Annotated in this window: 16 protein-coding genes; 10 read left to right on the top strand and 6 right to left on the bottom strand. The window is 56.4% G+C overall.

Translation table 11 applies throughout. The annotated features are described in order from the left end of the window. Positions 1 to 48: 48 nt before the first annotated feature. The 5 genes from ACX1CU_RS05595 to yihU are packed head-to-tail and all read right to left on the bottom strand — an operon-like array spanning position 49 to position 6,360. On the bottom strand, positions 49 to 2,076 hold the full coding sequence (locus tag ACX1CU_RS05595; protein ID WP_459401614.1) for an alpha-glucosidase: 2,028 nt from the start codon (positions 2,074 to 2,076) through the stop codon (positions 49 to 51). Positions 2,077 to 2,118: 42 nt separating this feature from the next. Further along, positions 2,119 to 3,462, bottom strand: a complete 1,344-nt coding sequence (locus tag ACX1CU_RS05590; protein ID WP_459401613.1) for an L-fucose/L-arabinose isomerase family protein — start codon at positions 3,460 to 3,462, stop codon at positions 2,119 to 2,121. Between the two features lie 37 nt (positions 3,463 to 3,499). Further along, positions 3,500 to 4,543 carry an aldose epimerase family protein gene (locus ACX1CU_RS05585; RefSeq protein WP_459401612.1) on the bottom strand — a complete coding sequence of 348 codons (1,044 nt, stop codon included), beginning with the start codon at positions 4,541 to 4,543 and terminating at the stop codon, positions 3,500 to 3,502. 16 nt (positions 4,544 to 4,559) lie between these two features. Beyond that, positions 4,560 to 5,423 carry a class II fructose-bisphosphate aldolase gene (locus tag ACX1CU_RS05580; RefSeq protein WP_459401611.1) on the bottom strand — a complete coding sequence of 288 codons (864 nt, stop codon included), beginning with the start codon at positions 5,421 to 5,423 and terminating at the stop codon, positions 4,560 to 4,562. 46 nt (positions 5,424 to 5,469) lie between these two features. After that, positions 5,470 to 6,360: a sulfolactaldehyde 3-reductase gene (gene yihU, locus ACX1CU_RS05575; RefSeq protein ID WP_459401610.1), complete on the bottom strand. Its 891-nt coding sequence runs from the start codon at positions 6,358 to 6,360 to the stop codon at positions 5,470 to 5,472. A 215-nt stretch (positions 6,361 to 6,575) separates the two neighbouring features. On the opposite strand from yihU, the gene ACX1CU_RS05570 reads away from it, so the two are divergent. From ACX1CU_RS05570 to emrB, 10 genes are all read left to right on the top strand, one after another. Further along, positions 6,576 to 7,472 carry a sugar kinase gene (locus ACX1CU_RS05570; protein ID WP_459401609.1) on the top strand — a complete coding sequence of 299 codons (897 nt, stop codon included), beginning with the start codon at positions 6,576 to 6,578 and terminating at the stop codon, positions 7,470 to 7,472. Between the two features lie 37 nt (positions 7,473 to 7,509). Further along, positions 7,510 to 8,310, top strand: a complete 801-nt coding sequence (locus ACX1CU_RS05565; RefSeq protein WP_459401608.1) for a DeoR/GlpR family DNA-binding transcription regulator — start codon at positions 7,510 to 7,512, stop codon at positions 8,308 to 8,310. 310 nt (positions 8,311 to 8,620) lie between these two features. Continuing rightward, positions 8,621 to 9,823: a glycine betaine/L-proline ABC transporter ATP-binding protein ProV gene (gene proV, locus ACX1CU_RS05560; RefSeq protein ID WP_459401607.1), complete on the top strand. Its 1,203-nt coding sequence runs from the start codon at positions 8,621 to 8,623 to the stop codon at positions 9,821 to 9,823. Beyond that, on the top strand, positions 9,816 to 10,928 hold the full coding sequence (proW, locus tag ACX1CU_RS05555) for a glycine betaine/L-proline ABC transporter permease ProW (RefSeq protein WP_459401606.1): 1,113 nt from the start codon (positions 9,816 to 9,818) through the stop codon (positions 10,926 to 10,928). The genes proV and proW overlap by 8 nt, the downstream gene beginning before the upstream one ends. A gap of 190 nt (positions 10,929 to 11,118) precedes the next feature. Further along, the gene (proX, locus tag ACX1CU_RS05550; RefSeq protein WP_459401605.1) at positions 11,119 to 12,120 is read left to right on the top strand and encodes a glycine betaine/L-proline ABC transporter substrate-binding protein ProX; all 1,002 of its coding nucleotides are present in this window, start codon (positions 11,119 to 11,121) and stop codon (positions 12,118 to 12,120) included. A 308-nt stretch (positions 12,121 to 12,428) separates the two neighbouring features. Beyond that, complete coding sequence (locus ACX1CU_RS05545) at positions 12,429 to 13,628, top strand: MFS transporter (protein ID WP_459401604.1); 1,200 nt, start codon at positions 12,429 to 12,431, stop codon at positions 13,626 to 13,628. Positions 13,629 to 14,153: 525 nt separating this feature from the next. After that, on the top strand, positions 14,154 to 14,675 hold the full coding sequence (gene mprA / locus ACX1CU_RS05540; RefSeq protein WP_459401603.1) for a transcriptional repressor MprA: 522 nt from the start codon (positions 14,154 to 14,156) through the stop codon (positions 14,673 to 14,675). Positions 14,676 to 14,697: 22 nt separating this feature from the next. Then, positions 14,698 to 16,146: an efflux transporter outer membrane subunit gene (locus ACX1CU_RS05535; RefSeq protein WP_459401602.1), complete on the top strand. Its 1,449-nt coding sequence runs from the start codon at positions 14,698 to 14,700 to the stop codon at positions 16,144 to 16,146. A 34-nt stretch (positions 16,147 to 16,180) separates the two neighbouring features. Continuing rightward, on the top strand, positions 16,181 to 17,353 hold the full coding sequence (gene emrA / locus ACX1CU_RS05530; protein WP_459401601.1) for a multidrug efflux MFS transporter periplasmic adaptor subunit EmrA: 1,173 nt from the start codon (positions 16,181 to 16,183) through the stop codon (positions 17,351 to 17,353). Positions 17,354 to 17,370: 17 nt separating this feature from the next. Then, positions 17,371 to 18,906: a multidrug efflux MFS transporter permease subunit EmrB gene (gene emrB / locus ACX1CU_RS05525; protein ID WP_459401600.1), complete on the top strand. Its 1,536-nt coding sequence runs from the start codon at positions 17,371 to 17,373 to the stop codon at positions 18,904 to 18,906. Positions 18,907 to 18,965: 59 nt separating this feature from the next. On the opposite strand, the gene ACX1CU_RS05520 is transcribed toward emrB, so the two are convergent. Beyond that, a complete protein-coding gene (locus ACX1CU_RS05520; RefSeq protein WP_459401599.1) occupies positions 18,966 to 20,057 on the bottom strand; it encodes a tRNA/rRNA methyltransferase in 1,092 nt (363 codons plus the stop codon). Positions 20,058 to 20,081 lie beyond the last annotated feature (24 nt).

The following is a 20,081-nucleotide window of genomic DNA, read 5'->3' as shown; positions in this document are numbered from 1 at the left end:
GGTAGCCGCCATTGCCGGTGGGGCCAATGGCGGCACAGTTTTTTATGCTTACAACGCCTTTAACGAGGCAAACAGCTCGGCCCACTCGCTGCTGGCGCGATAGAACACCGGCGGCTGGCCGATCGGTGCAGCTACCGTCACTTCGCACCCGCCGCTGTGCGGTTCGCCGGTCCACAGGTTGATCCAGCTGTCCTGCGGCAGATAGAGCGTCCAATCGCTGCGCCCCTCTTCATGCACCGGAGCCACCAGCAGTTCGCGGCCAAACAGGTATTGGTATTTCAGGCTGTAGGTGTGCGCGTCATCTTCGTAATGCAGGAACAGTGGGCGCATTACCGGCAGGCCGGATTGCGCATTCAGCGCTACCGCCTGCTTGATGTACGGCTTCATGGCGCTGAACACCCGGCTCATACGGGCGAACTGGCGGATGGTTTCCACATCGTGATCGAACTGCCAGTTGTCGTCCGGGCGGTTGCCTTCGTGGGTACGCATCACTGGTGTAAAGGCGCAGAACTCACACCAACGCATCAGCAGTTCTTTGCTGCGTTTCATCTCGAACAGAGTGGTGTAACCGCCGATATCGCTGTGGTGCAGGCCATGGCCGGTCATGGCCAACGACAGCGCCGCCGGGATCACCGAGGCCAGGCCGTCGTCCAGGCTCCAGTCAACGTTCTGATCCCCCGCCCACATCATCACCGAATATTTCTGGCTGCCGGTGTAGCCTGCACGCATAAAGAACAGGATCTCCCCCAGCTTGCCGCTTTCCACCAGCGCGTCGTAGTTGCACTTGGCCCACAGCGCAGGCCAGGCGTTATGCATGATTTCCGCATCCACGCCGTTGTGCATCACGGTGTCGGTTGGCAGGTATTCGCCAAAGTCCGCCATCCAACCATCGAGGCCGAACTCAATCAGGTTCTTTTTGATGACGTTTTTGAACCAGTCGTAGGCTGCTGGTTTGGTAAGATCCACCACCCCGGCATAGAACTCGCCGAATTCAACCTGATAGTCATTACCGCTGTAATCTTTGGTCAGATAGCCTTGTTCGGCGGCTTCGGCATACAGCTCTTTCTCGATCGCCACATAAGGGTTGATGTAACCGAGGAAACGCACGCCCTCTTTTTTCCACTGGGGAATACGCTTATCCAGTTCTGGATACAGCTCACTATCCCAACGCCAGTTCCACATCAGACGTTTACCGAAAGAGGTGATGCGGCGGCCTTCCCAGTCCTGCGCCCAGATGCCGCTGACCTTAACGCCGTGTTCACGCATCAGATCCAGCTTCTGCTGGCAGACTTCTGTGCCGCCCTGAATGCCGAGGATCACGCCGTCGTACACCCAGTCCGGCAGCTCCGGCTGGCGGCCCAGCAGCGCGGTGAGTTTCTCCAGCAGGCCGATGTAGCTGTTGGCGCAGTCAAAACGCAGCACCGCCTGATCCTGCCAGATCGCCAGTTCGTGGAAATCAGGGGCAGAAAAATCAAAGTTCATGTAGCAGCTGTTTTCCACATGGCAGTAATACTTCTGGCTGCTGACAAAGGTCGGCTGCGGGAAGAACGTCCAGTAATAGTCGCCACCGGCATTCTCTTTGCAGTCCGCCTGCCAGGTGACGTAGCTCTGCTTGTTGCGGCCCACGCCCTGCTCGCTGGTCCACAGTGGGAACGGCTTGCCGCGCAGATCAAAGTAAGAAAACTGCTCGCCGCAGCCGTAAACGTGATCGGCCTGCTGAGCCGCCAAACGCAGCCACATGCGGTTGTTGGTTTGGTCGCTGTTGTGCAGCTGCATTTCCAACCGCCCTTGCGCATCGGTGGTGATGTGCAGCGTGCTGTGCGCCACATCGCCACGGCTGAAACGGATGTTCCAGCCCTGCCCCTGCGGGGTGATGCTGACATCAGTCAGCGCCAGTTTTTCACTGAGCTGATCTTTGATGCTGAAGTTGCCGCGGAACATGTCGATATCCGCCTTGCCGCGCCCGATCCACAGGCAAGGGGCCTCCGGGGTATGGCGCAGCAGCACGCGCTGCTGAAAAGTCAGGGTGAAGCCGCCAGCCTGTTGCGTCAGTTCCAAGCCTTGCTGAGAAGTCATATTCAATTCTCCAAAAGGTTAAATACGGTATTTGCCTAAAACTCAGGTCAGTTCAATCACGTCCAGCCCCAGCAGATCGGCCACTTTGCGCAGCAGCGGGCGATGTTCGCCGTACACCAACGAGGTGTGATGCTCCATCCCGGCGGCGATCAAGCGCTGGCGGTAGGTATCGGCATCCACATCCAGCCGAGCGGTACCGGCGGTGCCGGAAAACGCCAGCGGAGCCTTGATCATCTCGCCACCGGCCAACATCAGGCGCAGCTTGCCTTCGCCCTGGGTAATGCGGCACAGCGTGATGCGCCCCGGCTTGAGGGCAAATTCAGACAGCAGCGGCAGCTTGCGGTTGGAGTGGATGGTGGCCTGCACCGGGCCATCGCGATCGGCCATTTCGATCGGTGCCTGGCCGCAGTGCCAGAACACCACGCTGTTATCCTGCGGATCGATATCCACCAGATCGGTATTGAACGCGGCATTGCCGGACGCCCACTGCGCCATCAGCGAAGACAACACGCCAAACATGTCGGCTTCGCAGCCGCAGGGCACCTTGTCTTCGTTCATCAGCGCCAGCGCGCCGCAGGCAGCACAGCCGTAGTCGGTGAAGAAATCCGGCCAGCAGCGCACGGCAATGCCGGTGTAGCCTTCGCGCTGTGCCTTTTCACGCAGCGCCGAATAGACCTTGAGGGTTTTGCGGGTGGCGCACTGATCCATTTCTGCCAGATTGGGGAAGTCTTTGGCGCGGCGGGCATAAGGCGCATCGGCCACGCTGTCCGGCAGCGCTTTCACTTCGTCGATAAACTCCAGCACCGGCTGGCGCGTCACTTCCACACCAAAGTGCTGCTTCAACTGCTGCTGGTTATAGTTACAGGCGTCAAAACCCAGCGGATGCTCACCGATCACCATCACTTTGGCCTGTTTGAAGCGCTTGACGATCGCCGCCGCCTGCGCCAACTGCTGTAATTCATTGATTACGCGGCTATCGCTCGGCAGGCCGTGCAGGGTCTGTACTTTGATCGCTTCACGGCTCAGCGCGTGGCAGGCCAGATTCACCCCGCAGAACGAGTTCAGCCGCAAACGGCCACCGGTACGCGCCTCTGGGAATGACCACAGCGCCGTGGGCACCGGGAAATCACGCGCCACTTCGGTGGTCAGCGAAGCATCGGTAAAGGTCACCTGCAGGATCAGCAGCAGATCGAGATCCGCCTGTTTCAGCGCAGGTAACGCTTGCAGGGCCGATGCGGCATCAAATTGCAGCATCGGTTCCCCGACCAGTTCGATCTCCATGCCGCTGAGCGCCTGCCAGGCCTGCGCCAGCATTTCCTGCGCGTATGGCACGTCAAAGGTGTTGCGACCTAACGCCAGCACGCCGACTTTTGCTTTATTTGTCATTATGTTGCTTCCAGTAATCGGAGAAATTAATCCAGAGCTATGCCAGGGTGCTAAAACGGTGCTCGGTGCGGCTGAGATATTTTTCGCCTGGGCGTAACACAACGTTGCTGAAGTGAGCGTGGTGGATGCTGTCTGGGAAAGCCTGCGTTTCCAGGCAGATGCCGGAAAATGCCTGATAGCGATGCCCCGCCTTGCCGTTCCAGACTTTGTTGGACAGCTTGAAGGCGTTGTAGAACTGCATGCCCGGCAGCGAGGTGTGCACCTCCATCACGCGCCCGCTGTGCGGGCAAAGCAGGCTGGCCGCCGGATGCAGCGCGCCGTCGCCGGGTTTAAGCACATAGTTCATGTCAAAGTCCTGCGCCGGGCGGTGCAGCATCGCATCCCCCAAACGGCGGGCGTTGCGGAAATCAAATGCCGTACCGGCCACGCGGCGGATCTCGCCGGTGGGCAACATGGTGCTTTCATCCACCGGAGTGATGAAATCCGCGTCGATCTTGAGCTGCTGATCGTGGATCAGCTGTGTGTGGCCGCGCAGGTTGTAATGGCTGTGATTCACCAGATTAACCAGCGTCGGTTTATCGGTTTGCGCCTCAAAGCTCAGCGTCATCACGTTGTCTTCGGTCAGGCCGATGCGGTGGCGCACCCGTAGGTTGCCTGGATAGCCTTCTTCGCCGTCGACAGAGGTGCGGCTGAAAATAATGCCGTCGCCGTCTTCCTGCGCCTGCCAGACGTACTTGTCAAAACCGCGCACTCCGCCGTGCAGATGTTGGCCGGTGGTCAGTTCGTTGGTGGCCAAGAGATATTCCTGGCCGTCAATCTTGAAGCGCCCACCGGCGATGCGATTGGCACAGCGCCCGGCGATCGCCCCAAAGAACGGGTGCCCAGCCTGATAAGAAGCCAGATCGTCAAAGCCCATCACGATGTCTTCTGCTCGGCCGTGCCGATCCGGCACCCACAGTTGGGTAATGATGCAGCCGTAATCGGTCACACACAGCCGCATGCCGTTCGCGTTGCTCAGCGTGAACAGGGAAACCGCCTGCCCTTGATGTTCGCCAAAATGCTGGCGTTGAATGGTTGTCATAGTCCGTCCCTATGGTTTAAAACTGTGCGGCCTTGCCGTGGCTGCCGAATAGCCGGATTTTTTCGACCACTCTTTCCTTCATCACATCACGGCCGCGCCCGAGCGAAACCGCCAGCACAAACTCTTCGGGATCGTTGTTCAGCACTTCGGCCATGCCCTGAGTGAAGGCTTGACGCAGTTCGGTATCCACGTTGATCTTGGCCACGCCCAGCGCCACCGCCTTGCGGATCTGCTCATCCGGCACGCCGGAACCGCCATGCAGCACAATCGGCTTGCGGACGATTTCGCGGATCTCATGCAGGCGATCGAACGCCAGCTTAGGTTCCTGCTTGTACAGGCCGTGTGCGGTACCGATCGACACCGCCAGATAGTCCACCGTGGTCAGTTCGGAAAACTTCAGCGCCTCGTCGCTGCTGGTGATCAGGGCGTCTTTTTCATCAACCGAGATATCATCTTCGGTGCCGCCAATCTTGCCGATCTCCCCTTCCACCCCGATGTTCAGCGCATGCGCCACATCCGCTACCGCGCGGGTAATTCGCACGTTTTCGTCGAACGACAGATGTGAGCCATCAAACATCACCGACTGGAACCCCGCCTGCACCGCCTGCATGGTTTGCGCAAAGCTGCGGCTGTGATCCAGGTGAATACACACCGGCACGGTAATGTCCTGCATAAAGGCATCGATCATCGCTTTCATTGGCTCAAGGCCCATCACGCTGATCACTTTCTGGCCCACCTGAATCATGATCGGTGCCTGTTCCTGCTCGGCAGCCAGCAAAATGGCGCGAATGGTTTCAGCGTTATGAGCGCTGAAGGCACCGATGGCGTAGCCGTTTTTCCACGCGTGCTGAACCATGGTGTAACCGGATAAATAAGGCATTTTCTCTCCCCTGTGCGCGCTGAATATCAGGCGCTTGTGATATCAATTAATGTTTGCCTGCCAGGCCAGAAGCCGCGCGAACCTGCTCCAGAATGGCGCTCCAATCCTGACGCCCGCGCCCGCTGGCGCGCGCCTGGCTGTATACTTCGCGCGCCGCCGCGCCCAACGGTATGGCAACGTGCAACTGGTTGGCGACATCCAACGCAATCCCCAAATCTTTGTGCGCCAAGTCGATCATAAATGCCGGGCTGAGATCGCCCTTCAGCACCTTGTTCGGCCAGGTGGTGGTGAAATGCCCTTTGCCTGCTGGCGTGCCGCTCATCACTTGCAGCGCCACGTCGAACGACAGCCCCAAGGCTTCACACAGCACCGCCGCTTCGGCCGACAGCGCGTTGAGCGCAATGCTCATGTAGTTGTTGATCAGCTTCACGCGGATGCCCATGCCCGGCCCACCGGCGTTGATCAGCTCTGAGCCCATCGCCATCAGCACTGGCGTAGCACGCTGTACCTGTTCGGCAGTGCCACCGGCCAGAATCAGCAAGGTGCCCGCCTGTGCGTGATCGGAGGTGCGCCCTACCGGGGCGTCCATCAGGCTGAAACCGCGTGCCTGCATGTCGGCAATCAGCCGGTCGGTTTGCAGCGGATGAATGGTGGACATGTCGATCACCAGTGCCGCAGGCGACAACGTGCTGCATACGCCTTCGGCACCGAACAACACTTCACGCACCAGATCGCCGTTCGGCAGCATGGTGATCACCACTTCGGCATCCAGCGCCGCCTGTGCCGGGCTGGCTGCCGCTGTTGCCCCTTGTGCCACCAAGGCGTTGACCGCCGCTGGGCTGATATCAAAAACGCTCAGCCGGTGGCCCTGTTTAATCAGGTTGCTGGCCATCGGTGCTCCCATTTGCCCTAGCCCGATAAATGCGATCTGTGCCATGGTTCTCTCCTGTTCGTTACGGTTGTCCGCTTTGTGTCAACTTACCGGCCACAAACCAGACCGTTTTTGTCTGTTTTTGATCGTATTTGTAATTTATAGTCAAAAAATTGACACGCGTCACTCTTTTAACATTTGAGAAAATTAAAATGGTGGCATCGTGATCGGCCGCCACTTTTTGGCGAAAACCGTTTTGCTAACAACAGAGGATCCAGACCATGACTCGCATTGCCTGTGTAGGTATTACGGTGCAAGACCGTTTGTATTACGTAGAGAAGTTGCCGCAAGGGGGCGGGAAATATGTCGCCAACGATTACCGTGAAATCGGCGGTGGCCCGGCGGCAACCGCCGCCGTTGCGGCTGCCAGGCTGGGTGCGAAGGTCGATTTCATTGGCCGCGTTGGCGACGACGCCACCGGGCAGGTTTTGCTGGCAGAGTTAGCCAGCTATGGCGTCAATGTCGGTTACACCCGCCGCTATCCGCAGGCGCGATCGTCACAGTCGGCGGTGCTGGTGGATGCGCAAGGGGAACGTATTATCATCAACCACCCGAGCCCGGATCTGCCAGAGGACGCTGGCTGGCTGAGCGAGATCGACTTTAGCCAGTACGACGTGGTGCTGGCAGACGTGCGCTGGCATCAGGGGGCGCTGGCGGCCTTTACGCTGGCACGGCGTGCCGGGGTCACTACGCTGCTGGATGCCGACGTGACGCCGCAGGACATCCGCCCGCTGGTGGCGTTGGCCGATCACGCCGCCTTTTCCGAACCAGGATTAGTGCGTATGACCGGAGCAACTGAGGTTGAAAAAGGGTTACGGTTAGCAAAAAATGACAAAAACGGACAGGTTTATGTCACACAGGGGAAACAGGGCTGTTTCTGGCTGGAAAACGATCGGTTAAAACATCAGCCCGGCTTTAAGGTTGAGGTGGTGGATACCACTGGCGCTGGCGACGTTTTCCACGGCGCACTGGCGGTCGCGCTGGGCTCGCAGCCGGATATCGCGCAGGCGGTACGCTATGCTAATGCCGTTGCCGCGCTGAAGTGTACCCGCCCCGGCGGGCGCGCAGGCATCCCCAACTGTGATCAAACAGACTCTTTCCTGGACAGTTTTGTATAAAATGATCAACTGATGACAATATTGAAGAGAGCTGAACATGAGTCTGACTGAACTTACCGGCAACCCGCGCCACGATCAGCTGATTCAGTTGATCGCCAAACGCGGCTACATGAATATCGACGAACTGGCCCAGTTGCTGGCGGTTTCAACCCAGACGGTACGGCGCGATATCCGCAAGCTAAGCGAACAGGGGCTGATTACACGCCACCACGGCGGCGCGGGGCGCGCCTCCAGCGTGGTTAATACTGCTTTTGAGCAGCGTGAGCTCTCTTACACCGAAGAAAAAATCGCCATTGCGGAAGCGATCGCCGATTACATTCCCGATCGCTCCACGGTATTTATCACCATCGGCACCACGGTTGAGCATATCGCCCGCGCGCTGATGAACCACAGTCATCTGCGGATTATCACCAACAGCCTGCGGGTGGCGCATATTCTGTATAAAAATACGGAGTTTGAGGTGATGGTACCGGGCGGCACTCTCCGGCCGAATAACGGCGGCATTATCGGCCCCAGCGCGGTGACTTTTGTTGAAGGGTTTCGCGCCGATTATTTGATCACCAGCGTAGGGGCGATCGAGGCGAATGGCGATCTGTTGGAATTCGATGTCAATGAGTCCAGCGTAGTGAAAGCGATGATGGCCCATTCGCGCCATATTCTGCTGGCAGCGGATCACACTAAATTCCACACTTCCGCAGCGGTAGAAATTGGTAATACCCGCCAGGTAACGGCGTTATTTACCGACTCACCACCGCCGCTATCACTGGGAACACTGCTGCAACAGCAGCAGGTAGAACTGGTGGTGACGTCGGCCGCCGCCGAAGAACCAACGCTTTAAATTCAGGCGGTAAATCTGCCGCTCTCTCAGCGAATAATTAATGCACGCAGCGCTTTAATATGCGTGCATTAATTGGCCAATATTACCCATAGATTACAGCCACTAATTACCCGCAAAAAACACAGATAATTAGGCAATATCAACCTGTCTGAAGTAGCCAAATTAACCAATACGGTAAACTGCAAATATCCCATTACATTGACATTAAGGGTTGTCTCAGACTGTCAGTATGTTAGGGTATATGGCTCTCTTATTTTCTATTAGGAAATTTTTATCATTTGATAATACATCACAGGAAGCAGATATTTGCATGGCTATTAAACTTGAAGTAAAGAACTTATATAAGATATTTGGTGAAAACCCCGAACGGGCATTTAAGCTGCTTAAACGCGGCCTGACAAAAGATCAGATACTGGAAAAAACGGGATTATCACTTGGCGTAAAAAACGCCTCTCTGGCCATTGAAGAAGGCGAGATATTTGTCATCATGGGGCTTTCCGGTTCCGGTAAATCCACCCTGGTACGCCTTCTCAATCGTCTGATAGAACCCACGCGCGGTCAGGTACTGATTGACGGCGAAGATATCGCCCAAATATCCGACACGGCATTGCGTACCGTGCGGCGAAATAAGATCAGTATGGTGTTCCAATCATTCGCTTTAATGCCACACCTGAACGTATTAAATAATACCGCTTTTGGCATGGAATTAGCGGGCGTACCGTTACAAGAACGTCAGGAAAAAGCGTTGGATGCATTGCATCAGGTTGGGTTGGAAAATTATGCCAACTCTTACCCTGATGAACTCTCTGGAGGTATGCGTCAACGGGTGGGATTAGCCCGCGCTCTGGCGAATAATCCGGATATATTGTTAATGGATGAAGCTTTCTCTGCGCTCGATCCATTAATTCGTGCTGAAATGCAGGATGAATTAGTCAAATTGCAGGATAAACATCAGCGCACCATCGTGTTTATTTCCCACGATCTGGATGAAGCCATGCGTATTGGCGATCGCATTGCGATTATGCAAGGTGGCGAAGTGATTCAGGTAGGGACACCGGACGAAATATTAAATAATCCGGCCAATGATTACGTTCGAGCCTTCTTCCGCGGCGTGGATGTCAGCCACGTTTTCAGTGCGAAAGATATCGCCCAGCGCCGCCCGGTAACCCTGATTCGTAAAACCCACGGTTTCGGCCCGCGTTCGGCACTGCAACTGCTGCGCGAAGAAGACCGCGACTATGGTTATGTGGTTGAACGCGGAGAGAAATTTATCGGCGTGGTGTCGATAGACTCGCTCAAACAGGCGCTGGCGGCCAAGCAAACGCTGGACGATGCGCTGCTGGATACCCCGTTCCCCGTGCCTGCGGATATGCCGCTGAGTGAATTGATCTCACTGGTAGCGCAAGCACCCTGTGCCGTGCCGGTGGTGGGGGAAAATAACAACTATATCGGAATCATTTCCAAGGCCATGCTGTTGCAGGCTTTAGACAAAGAGGGCCCAACGAATGAGTAATCAACAGGATCCGTGGGCGACTGCTTCCACAACAGCTAACGATGCCAGCGCAGCCACCAGCAGCGACCCCTGGTCTACCGGCGCACCGGTAGACGGCGCAGCGTCTGCGGGCTCTCACGATGCCGCCACTCAGGCCGCACAAGGGGCCGACTGGCTGAACAGCGCTCCGGCTCAGCCAGAGAGTTTCAGCCTGCTCGACCCTTTCCATAACACCTGGATCCCGCTGGACTCCTGGGTCACCGAAGGCATCGGCTGGGTGGTGCAGCATTTCCGCCCGCTGTTCCAGGGCATTCGCGTGCCGGTAGACTTCATCCTCAGCGGTTTCCAGCAGTTGCTGTTGGGTATGCCAGCCCCGATCGCCATTGTGCTGTTCTCGCTGATCGCCTGGCAGATCACCAGCCTGGGTATGGGTGCCGCCACGCTGGTTTCGCTGGTGGCCATCGGCGCGATCGGTGCCTGGTCGCAGGCCATGGTCACGCTGGCGCTGGTGCTCACTGCGCTGTTCTTCTGCCTCCTTATCGGGCTGCCGTTGGGCATTTGGCTGGCACGCAGCAAGCGCGCCGCCAAAGTGATACGGCCGCTGCTTGATGCCATGCAAACCACACCGGCCTTCGTTTATCTGGTGCCGATCGTCATGCTGTTCGGTATCGGTAACGTGCCTGGAGTGGTAGTGACCATTATCTTCGCGCTGCCGCCGATTGTGCGCCTGACCATTTTGGGCATCAATCAGGTGCCGGAAGATCTGATCGAAGCCGCCGAATCTTTCGGTGCCAGCCCGCGTCAGTTGCTGTTTAAAGTGCAACTGCCGCTGGCCATGCCGACCATTATGGCTGGCGTTAACCAGACGCTGATGCTGGCGCTGTCGATGGTGGTGATCGCCTCAATGATCGCTGTCGGAGGTCTGGGCCAGATGGTGCTGCGCGGGATTGGCCGCCTGGATATGGGGCTGGCCGCCGTCGGTGGGGTCGGGATTGTCATTCTGGCGATTATTCTCGATCGCCTTACCCAGTCGCTGGGCCGCGATCGCCGCAGCAAAGGGATCGGCCGTTGGTATGCCCACGGCCCTATCGGGCTGATGACGCGTCCATTTATCAAAAAAGCCTAACGAGGCTGCTGATAACGTAGCCTTTTAGCCCGAGATACCCGGATCTCGCGCACCTTGGGGCACTCCGGCGGCTTACGCCGCTACGACCCCTTCGGCACGCTCTCCCTAATAACGGGCTTTGTCAGTAGTCTGTCTTTACCGCCGGTGGCGCTTTGCCCCGGCGGGCTATCAAAAAACTAGAGGAATAACTATGCGCACCACAGGAATCTGGGCAATTGCCCTTACCACACTGATTGGCTCACAGGTTGCCTCCGCTGCTGATTTGCCGGGAAGAGGTATTGCGGTCCAACCGGTACAAAGCACCATTTCTGAAGAAACCTTCCAGACGTTGCTGGTCAGCAAAGCGCTGGAAAAACTCGGCTATGACGTGAAAGAGATCCGCGAGGTGGATTACAACGTGGCTTACACCTCGATCGCGGCTGGCGATGCCACCTTTATCGCCGTGAACTGGGATCCACTTCAGGCCGATCAGTACCGTGCCGTCGGTGGCGATGACAAACTGTATCGTGAAGGGGTTTACGTCAACGGCGCGGCACAGGGTTACCTGATCGACAAAAAAACCGCCGACCAGTATCAGATCACCAACGTCGAGCAGCTAAAAGACCCGAAAATTGCCAAGCTGTTTGATACCAACGGTGACGGCAAGGCCGATCTGACCGGCTGTACGCCAGGTTGGGGTTGTGAGGCGATGATTAACCATCATATTAAAGCCTACGGCCTGAGCGATACCGTCGAGCATAACCAGGGCAACTATGCCGCGATCATTGCCGATACCATTACCCGCTTCAAGGAAGGCAAGCCGATACTCTACTACGCCTGGACCCCTTACTGGGTCAGTGATGTGCTGGTGCCGGGCCGCGATGTGGTTTGGCTGCAAGTGCCCTTCTCATCCCTGCCGGGTGACCAGAAAGGCATAGACACCAAGCTGCCAAACGGTGCCAACTATGGTTTCCCGGTCAATACCATGCGGATTGCCGCCAACAAGCAGTGGGCGCTGGCCAACCCGGCGGCGGCTAAGCTGTTCTCCATCATGAAATTGCCGATTGCCGATGTGAATGCGCAAAACCTGCGGATGCATGAAGGCCAAGCCTCGCAGGCGGACATTCAGAACCACGTCAATGGTTGGATCAAAGCCCACCAGGCAACCTTCGATGGCTGGGTGAAAACCGCCGCAGAAGCGGCAAAGTCATAACATTCCAGTGGGCACAGCACGCTGCGCCCTGAGTTTGATGACACAGTCGCCTTCTAGCCCGAGATACCCGGGTCTAGCGCATCGAGGGGCACTCCGACGGCTTACGCCGTTACGACCCCTTCGGTACGCTCCCCCTAATAACCTGCTTTGTCAGCCGTTTGTGGGCGCAGCACGCTGCGCCCTTTCCACTGTAGGTAAACAGCTCAAACCGTTATGCGGTTTTGGAATCAGCTAGAATTAAACATTGTTTTAACAACCTGCCTTACCCGATACTCTGCACCACTGACTATTTCTTTGACTGAACACCGATGAACCCGCAAACCGAAAATCAGGGCCTGAGCCCGGTATTAACCCTTATCATCGCCATGGCTACCGGCCTGGCCGTCGCCAGTAACTACTATGCCCAACCGTTGCTGGAAACCATTGCGCAAAGTTTTAATCTGTCGGTCAATCAGGCCGGATTTATCGTCACTGCCGCGCAGTTGGGCTATGCGGTGGGCCTGCTGTTTCTGGTGCCGCTTGGCGATATGTTTGAACGCCGCGGGCTGATCGTGTTTATGACGCTGCTGGCCGCCGGTGGCATGCTGATCACCGCCGCATCCAGCACCTTATCCATGATGATCCTGGGGACCGCCCTCACCGGGTTGTTCTCGGTGGTGGCTCAGTTGCTGGTGCCGTTGGCCGCTACGCTGGCCCGCCCGGAGAAACGCGGTAAAACCGTCGGCATAATTATGAGTGGTCTGCTGCTGGGGATCCTGCTGGCGCGTACCGTTGCCGGGGCTCTGGCGGCCATCGGCGGCTGGCGCACCATTTACTGGGTTGCCAGCGTGCTGATGATCCTGATGGCGCTGATCCTGTGGCGCGCCTTGCCACGCTATAAACTGCATTCTGGCCTCAATTACCCACAGTTGCTGAAATCCATTTTCTCGCTGTTCTGCTTCACGCCGCTATTGCGCACCCGCGCCATTATCGGCGCGCTGTCATTCGCCAATTTCAGCATTTTGTGGACCTCAATGGCGTTCCTGTTAGCCGCGCCGCCGTTTAACTATTCCGAAGGGGTGATTGGTCTGTTTGGCCTGGTGGGTGCGGCCGGTGCTCTGGCAGCGTCACGCGCCGGGCACCTGGCGGATAAAGGTAAAGCCGGGCTGACCACCAGCATAGGTCTGATACTGCTATTGCTGTCCTGGATCCCGATCGCACTGGCGAAAGACTCCCTGTGGGCCTTGATTATCGGCATTCTCGTGCTCGATCTGGCTGTCCAAGGCGTGCATGTCACCAATCAAAGCGTGATTTACCGCATTATGCCGGAAGCTCGCAATCGCCTGACCGCAGGCTATATGACCAGCTATTTCATTGGTGGAGCGCTGGGTTCCGTGCTTTCCGCCACCGCTTATCAACATGCGGGCTGGAATGGCGTCGCGGCTATTGGGGGTATTTTGTGCCTGCTGAATCTGCTGACCTGGTGGCGAGGGAAACGTCATGATCCACAGGGATCGGTAATTTCTTAGTTAGCAAACATATAGTTATTTTTGTAATTTATTAAATACCAGAGAGTATAAACCACACTAACTCTCTGGTATTGTTATCGGGATAAATTATTAGTGCCCTATACCCGATAGCCTTCAAAATGCAGATCGATGGTGGCTGAGTCAATCTCAGGGAGTTTATTCCCCAGTAAAATGGGGTTAAAACGCGCCCCATTGCCGCAGATTAAAGAATAGCGGGTATATATTCTGTGACTCGAATACTCATGCAAAACCCTGTTGCCGTAGCTTTCTGTTCCCTTGTCATTCCTTCCGCCAATACAGAACGCTGCGGAACTCTTCTGCATTCAGTAAATAAATCTTATGTATTTCAATCAGCGGTAAAACTGAATTTGTGTCTTTACTCACAAAGCCATATAGATTGTGATGTTAATCATTTACAAATGGCTTACAAATGACACGAATTGCTAAATTATTCCCCTTGCTGAAGATTTACATTATTAATCACTATCGTTACTATACCGAACGAAATTAATGAGGCTAAAGATTATGGAAAGTTCGTTTACGCCCATAGAACAAATGCTTAATTTCCGCGCTAAACGCCAGGCAAACTTCCCTTACCAGGAAATTCTGCTGACTCGCCTTTGCATGCACATGCAAAGCAAGCTGCTGGAAAATCGCAATAAAATGCTGAAAGCACAGGGAATCAACGAAACCTTGTTTATGGCGCTCATTACGTTGGATGCGCAAGAAAGCCACAGCATTCAACCTTCTGAGCTAAGCTCAGCCTTGGGTTCTTCACGCACTAATGCGACCCGCATTGCCGATGAACTGGAGAAACGCGGTTGGATTGAGCGCCGGGAAAGCGACAATGACCGCCGGTGCCTGCATTTGCATCTGACTCCTGCCGGAGAGGCGTTTATCGGCCAACTGCTGCCGCCGCAGCACAAATGTCTGCATTTCCTCTGGTCCACGCTGAATGACGAAGAGCAGCAGCAGCTTGAAAAACTGACGCGTAAACTCTTGGTACGCCTGGATCAGATGGAAGTTTCAGAACAGTTATCACCCTAATTTCTGTTCAGGTAATTAATTTATGCGATCCCCGTTAAACTGGAGATTCACCCCGCTGTGCGCTGTTTTACTGCTGGCGGGGTGTGCATCTACCGACAATATCGCCCCACAATCCAAACTGATGGATCCGCAACACCTGCAACTTGCACAGCCTAAAGTCAGTTCACTGGCCGTTAGCCCACAGTGGTGGCGCACGCTGAATGACCCACAGCTTGATGCGCTGATGACCCAAACGCTGCAAAGCTCACCGTCGCTCAAACAAGCGGCCGCCCGCGTGCGTGAAGCCCAGAGCGTGGTCGGTGAAGCCAGTGCCGCCAACGGCCCGAACCTGGATCTCAACGCCAGCAGCGATCGCCTGCGTGTATCGCAAAACACCAATCAGGGTTTCGGCTACCCGACATCACCCATTTATGAAACCAGTAATTCACTGGGCCTGAATCTGGCCTACGAATTCGACTGGTGGGGCAAATATCGCGATCGGGTGAACGCGGCAAACGCCCAGGTCGACGCCGCACGCGCCGAACAGGCACAGGCGGCACTGACATTGACCAGTTCGGTGGCCTCGGCGTATTACCAGTTGCAGGCAAATTATGCGCTGGAAAAAGTACTGCAACAGGAAGTAGACAACAACCAGCGTCTGGCCGATCTACGCCAGCAGCAATACAAAGCCGGGATCTACGGCGTTGATATTCCGCAGCAAACGCTGGCACAGGCCGACGGCGCCAAGCAGAAAATCATCCAGTTGCAGTCACAGATTGAACAGCTTAAGCACCAACTGGCGGCATTAGCGGGCCAGGGCCCGAATACGATGCAGGCTCTGCATCCGGTGGCATTGCCCGCTGAGGCGCTGTTGGCCCCGAAAGGTGAACTGACCGCCGATTTACTGGGCAAACGCCCGGACATCGCGGCACAGCGCCAACTGGTGGAGTCATACAACCAGCGCGTCAGTGCGGCGCGTAAAGAGTTTTACCCCAGCCTGTCGATTTCAGCCTTTGCCGGTTTGAACACCACCAATGTGGGTGGTACCAGCCCGAATCTGCTTGAAGCGGCGAGCCAAGCCTGGAGCGTGATGCCGGCGATCTCTTTGCCGATCTTCCACGCCGGTGCGCTGCGCAGCAAGCTGGGTGAGGAATCTGCACTCTATGATGAAGCGGTGGAATCCTATAACCAAACTATCCTGAATGCGGTACGGGAGACGGCCGATGCCATTACTGTTCAGCAAAGCCGTGCCAAGCAACTGCAACAGGCGGCTGCGGCGGCCGAATCCGTGCAGCAGGTGTACCGAGTCGCTAACGCCCGATACCGGGCAGGGATCATCGGGCGCGACGAACTGTTGACCAGCCAGACGCAGCTATTACAGCAGCAACAGGCGGAACTGAGCGCCAACAGCAATCTGATGCAGGCGAAGATAGGATTGGTTCGTGCGCTAGGCGGTGGCTATCAAGCCCCGGCGGCGGATTCGAAAGCCTAGTAAATATCTATAAATAGAGAGCGTGGAGAACACCATGAGTGCAAGCGCGGAGATTCAACCCTCGCAGCAACCGAAGGGCAAAAAGAAGCAGCGTAAATTTTGGCTGCTGCTGCTGACGGTTATTTTTATTGTTATTGGGGTGGCCTATTTAGTGTATTGGTTCCTGGTGCTGCGTCATCATCAGGAAACGGATAACGCCTATGTCGCCGGTAATCAGGTGCAAATCATGGCGCAGGTGTCCGGCAGCGTGAACAGTGTAACCTTCGACAGCACGGATTTCGTGCGGAAAGGGGATGTTCTGCTGACGCTCGACCCTACCGATGCCGAACAGGCGTTTGAACGCGCCAAAACCGCGCTGGCCAACAGCGTGCGCCAAACGCATCAACTGGTGATCAACAGTAAGCAGTATCAGGCCAACATTGCGCTGCGCAAATCTGAACTGAGCAAGGCTGAAAACGATCTCAAGCGCCGTGTGGTGCTGGGCAGCGTGGATGCGATTGGCCGCGAAGAATTACAGCACGCACGCGAAGCGGTAGACAGTGCCAAAGCGACGCTGGAAGTGGCGGTACAGCAATACAACGCCAATCAGGCGATGGTGCTGAATACCCCGCTGGCAAAACAGCCCGCTATTTTGCAGGCGGCCGCGCAGATGCGTGATGCCTGGATGGCGCTGCAACGTACCCGCGTGATCAGCCCGATTACCGGCTTTGTCTCGCGCCGCAGCGTGCAGGTCGGCGCGCAGATCTCGCCAGGAACGCCGCTGATGGCGGTGGTTCCGGCCGATCATCTCTGGATCGATGCCAACTTTAAAGAAACTCAGATCGCCAATATGCGTATTGGCCAACCGGCTACCGTGATCAGCGACGTTTACGGCAGTGACGTGGTGTTCAAGGGTAAAGTGGTGGGTATCGATATGGGGACCGGCAGTGCCTTCTCGCTGCTGCCAGCGCAAAACGCCACCGGTAACTGGATCAAAGTCGTACAGCGTTTACCGGTGCGTATTGAGTTGGATCCCGAGCAGATTGCTGAACATCCGCTGCGGATCGGCCTTTCGACCTTGGTCACCATCGACACCAGCAATCGCGATGGGCAGATTCTCTCCAACGTGGTGCGCGAACAACCTCGCTATGAAACCAGCGCACTGATGCTGGATCTGGCACCCGTTGACCAGATGATCGCCGATGTGATCCATGCAAACGCAGGTTAAGCGCGCGGGAGGCTACCTTGGCACAAAAACCGCTTGAAGGTGCCCAGCTCGCCTGGATGACGATCGCGCTGGCTATGGCGACCTTTATGCAGGTACTGGACTCCACCATTGCCAACGTTGCAATACCAACCATCGCCGGTAACCTCGGGTCTTCCACCTCGCAGGGCACCTGGGTGATTACCTCGTTTGGGGTGGCGAACGCCATCTCCATTCCGATCACCGGTTGGTTGGCGAAGCGTATCGGTGAAGTGCGCCTGTTCCTGTGGTCCACGGCGCTGTTCGTCCTCGCCTCTTGGCTGTGTGGTATCTCCAACAGCCTGGGCATGCTGATCTTCTTCCGCGTGATTCAGGGGGTGGTGGCCGGGCCGCTGATCCCACTGTCGCAAAGTTTGTTATTGAACAACTATCCCCCCGCCAAGCGAGCGATGGCACTGGCGCTTTGGTCGATGACCGTGATCGTTGCGCCGATTTTCGGGCCGATTCTTGGCGGGTATATCAGTGATAACTATCACTGGGGCTGGATCTTCTTTATCAATATCCCCATCGGGCTATTTGTCATTCTGGCTGCGATGTCGACGTTGAAAGGCCGGGAAACCAAAACCGAGATCAAACCGATCGATACCGTTGGGCTGGTTCTGCTGGTGGTGGGTATCGGCTCGCTGCAAATCATGCTCGATCAGGGTAAAGAGCTGGACTGGTTCAACTCGACGGAGATTATCGTCCTAACGGCGGTAGCCGTGGTGGCGCTGGTGTTCCTGGTGGTGTGGGAGTTGACTGACGATCACCCAGTGGTGGATTTGTCGTTATTCAAATCGCGCAACTTTACCATCGGCTGCCTGTGTATCAGCCTGGCATACATGCTGTATTTTGGGGCGATTGTGCTGTTGCCGCAGTTGCTACAGGAGGTGTATGGCTATACCGCCACCTGGGCAGGCTTGGCGTCAGCGCCGGTGGGGCTGATCCCGGTGCTGCTGTCGCCTATCATCGGCAAATTCGGTAACCGGCTGGATATGCGCCGCCTGGTCACCTTCAGCTTCATTATGTATGCCGTGTGCTTCTACTGGCGCGCCTATACGTTTGAACCGGGGATGGATTTTGGCGCTTCGGCATGGCCGCAGTTTGTGCAGGGCTTTGCCATCGCCTGCTTCTTTATGCCGCTGACCACCATTACCTTGTCAGGATTGCCGCCCGATCGCATTGCCGCCGCGTCGAGCCTGTCGAACTTTCTCCGTACGCTGGCGGGTTCTATCGGTACCTCGATCACCACCACCTTGTGGACCCGGCGTGAATCGATGCACCATGCGCAGCTGACGGAGTTTGTGACCCCGTTCAACCCACAGTCGCAGGAGATGTATACCAAGCTTGAACAGCTCGGGATGAGCAAGCAGCAGGCTTCGGCGTATATCGCCAATGAGATCACCGCACAGGGGCTGATTATCTCGGCTAACGAGATTTTCTGGCTGTCTGCCGGCGTGTTCCTGGTCCTGCTGGCGCTGGTGTGGTTCGCCAAGCCGCCATTCAGTTCCGGCGGTGGCGGCGGTGGCGCTCACTGATCCCCAAAAAGCAAAACGGGCGCTCTGGTGAGCGCCCGTTTTTTTATCCTGCGTAAAAATCACGCCTGATTCTGACGCCACCAGTCGGCCAGCAGAATACCGGTCGCTACCGAAACGTTCAGGCTTTCTACCTTACCAGTTCCACCGATAGACACGCTCATATCGCCCTGCTGCCAAGCGCTGTCGCTCAAGCCATCACGTTCCTGGCCCAATACCAGCACCATTTTGGCAGGCAGTTTGGCCTGTGCCAACGCGGTCCCTTTATGGCTGGAAGTGGTCACAATGGTGTAACCCGCCTTGCGGAAGGTATCCAGTACTGACAGGAAATCATCGGCGTTGATCGCCTTGATATGCTCCGCGCCGCCTTCTGCGGTGCGCACCGCTGCGCCCGACTCCAGCAAGGCCGGATCCTGCAACAGCACCGCGTTAACACCGAAGTGCGCGCACGAACGCACGATCGCCCCTAGGTTGTGCGGGTTGCCCACTTCTTCCAGCGCCAACACACAATCTTTGGCAGGAGCGTTTTGCAGATAGGTCTGCGCATCCAAGCCCTGACGTTTTTTAATCAGGAAGCACACGCCGCCGTGGTGTTCGGTACCGGAAGCTTTTGCCAGTTCTTCTTCATCCACCACGTGGTAAGCCTTGCGGTTAGCCGCCATCCAGCGCAGCGCTTCGCGAAAACGCGGCGTGACGGACTGCACAAACCAGGCACGCACGATGGCATCTGGACGGCTGGCGAACAGCGCCTGACAGGCATTTTCACCATAAACGCGAGTTTCTTCTGCACGCTGGCGGCGCAACTGCTCTGGATCGATAAAGCTTTTGCCGCTGATGCCACCGTGATCAAACGCCGGTTCTTCTTCCGGGCCACGGGACACGGTTTTCCACGGTGAATCATAACCACCGCGATCTTCAGTGCGCGCCGGGCGGCGAGGACGATCGCTTTCACTGCGGCGGGAGTCGGCACCACGGCGGTCATTACTACGCGATTTATCCTGGCCAGTAGTACGACCACCCGTGCGTGCATTATCAGCCGGGCGACCTTTGCCGTCCGGACGTTTGTTCTTGTTACGGTTGTCGCCGCTGTCATCGTCACTACGGACGTACATCACTTTGACCTTACCGTTCTTGCCACTAAATGAATCGTTCATTGTCTTCTCCACCAACGCGCAGGG

Source organism: Serratia sp. D1N4 (assembly GCF_054552755.1).
This window is presented reverse-complemented; position numbering and strand designations above follow the sequence as displayed.